This window comes from Polaromonas sp. P1_G2, from assembly GCF_056405515.1.
On record NZ_JBFUBY010001163.1, the window covers coordinates 1 to 449 of the forward strand.

Annotated in this window: 1 protein-coding gene; it reads right to left on the bottom strand. The window is 64.4% G+C overall.

Going from position 1 to position 449, the window contains the following annotated elements; genetic code table 11:
• Positions 1–449, bottom strand: a 449-nt coding sequence (locus tag AC1D0P_RS29570; RefSeq protein ID WP_477679987.1) for a thiolase family protein, incomplete at both ends; no start/stop codon positions are given.

Consider the following 449-nt stretch of genomic DNA (forward strand, 5'->3'; position numbering starts at 1 on the left):
CAATCGGGTCGCCTTTTTTCTGGGCAATCGTCACTGGCGTGATCTCGGCGTCGAAGTAGCCGGCCTTTTGCGCGGCCACGGCTTTCAGCTGGCTGGCCAGCGCCATCTTGTCCTGGTCTTCGCGGCTGATCTTGTAATCGGTCGCCACGTTCTCGGCGGTTTCGGGCATGGCGTCCACGCCGTACTTTTCCTTCATCAGCTTGTTGATGAAACGCCAGCCGATCGTCGTGTCATAGACCGCGTTGGCGCGGCTGAAAGCGCTTTCGGCCTTGGGCATTACAAAGGGGGCGCGGCTCATGCTTTCAACGCCGCCGGCGATCATCAAGGTGGCCTCGCCCGACTTGATGGCGCGCGCCGCCGTGCCCAGCGCGTCCAGGCCCGAGCCGCACAGGCGGTTGATGGTGGCGCCCGGCACGTCCATGGGCAGGCCGGCCAGCAAGGCTGCCATG